Raw genomic sequence first — 1,020 nt, forward strand, 5'->3', positions numbered from 1 at the left:
ACCCCGCGCGGCCCGGCCCGGCTGGTGGCGCGCCAGCCCGGCCAGCTCGGCAGCCTGGGCTGGGAGGCGCTGGACCTGCCGCCGCCCGGCGGCGGCGAGGTGATCGTGCGCGTCGAGGCGGCGGGGCTGAACTTCCGCGACCTGATGTGGGCCCAGGGCCTGCTGCCGGAGGAGGCGCTGCTGCTCGGCTTCGCCGGGCCGACGCTGGGCATGGAGATGGCCGGCGTGGTCGAGCAGGCCGGGCCGCAGAGCGGCTTCGCCACCGGCGACCGCGTCTTCGGCTTCGCCCCGGCGGCGCTGGCCAGCCGGGTGCGCACGCATGGCGCGGCGATCGCCCGGCTGCCGCGCGGCCTGGGCTATGCCGAGGCCGCCACGGTGCCGGTCGCCTTCCTGACCGCCGTCTACGCGCTGGAGAACTGCGCCCGGCTGCGGCCCGGCGAGACGGTGCTGATCCATGGCGGCGCCGGCGCGGTGGGGCTGGCGGCCTTGCAGGTGGCGCGCGGCCTCGGCGCGCGTGTCGCCGCCACCGCCGGCAGCCCGGCCAAGCGCGCCTTCCTGCGCGCCGCCGGCGCCGAGCTGGTGCTGGACAGCCGCGACCCCGGCTTCGCCGACCAGCTGCGCGCCGCCTGGCCCGAGGGGGTCGACGTCGTGCTGAATTCGCTCGCCGGCGACGCCATGGAGCGCACGCTCGGGCTGGTGAAGCCCTTCGGCCGCTTCGTGGAACTCGGCAAGCGCGACTTCTTCGAGAACCGGCGCGTGGGCCTGCGCCCCTATCGCCACAACCTCACCTATTTCGGGGTGGATGTGGACCAGCTGCCCAAGGCGCGGCCGGAGCTGGCGCAGGAGCTGCTCTCCGACATCGCCGCCCGGCTGGAGCGCGGCGAGCTGCACGCCCTGCCCTTCGCCCGCTACCCGGCGGCGGAGGTCGAGGGCGCCTTCCGCACGCTGCAGGCCAGCCACCATATCGGCAAGCTGGTGCTGGCGCCGCCGCCGGCCGGGCCGGGCGCGGCCGGCGCCTGG

1 protein-coding gene is annotated in these 1,020 nt (G+C 77.3%); it reads left to right on the forward strand.

The features are described 5' to 3' along the window. Positions 1-1,020: zinc-binding dehydrogenase (locus tag HMPREF0731_RS13535; protein ID WP_007004711.1), on the forward strand; the 1,020-nt coding region annotated here is incomplete at both ends.

Origin of the sequence: Pseudoroseomonas cervicalis ATCC 49957 (assembly GCF_000164635.1) — a bacterium.
Classification (GTDB): domain Bacteria; phylum Pseudomonadota; class Alphaproteobacteria; order Acetobacterales; family Acetobacteraceae; genus Pseudoroseomonas; species Pseudoroseomonas cervicalis.